We start from the raw sequence: 210 nt of genomic DNA, 5'->3' as shown, positions 1-210 counted from the left end.
TTCAATCATATTCTCTAGATATGATATTTGGGTAATGAAATCCTTGGTTATATCTTCAAAAGCATTCTGACTATTTTCCGCAGATATAAGAAAATCTAATTGTTCTATTTTTTCTTTAATTTTGCTAAGAGGAATTCTTCTATATATATACTGTGGTTTATACTGAAGATTAAATTGTCTAATCAAAGTTTTACCTTTCATAAAGCGATT

Annotated in this window: 1 pseudogene; it reads right to left on the bottom strand. The window is 26.2% G+C overall.

The annotated features are described in order from the left end of the window. Positions 1 to 210 (bottom strand): annotated as a pseudogene (locus tag HMPREF2701_RS11280) (relaxase); the annotation flags it as partial.

The sequence above is a fragment of the Streptococcus sp. HMSC077D04 genome, from assembly GCF_001808785.1.
Lineage (GTDB): Bacteria > Bacillota > Bacilli > Lactobacillales > Streptococcaceae > Streptococcus > Streptococcus mitis_BX.
Note: the sequence above shows the minus strand (reverse complement) of the source record. Positions and strands in the feature narration are given on the sequence as shown.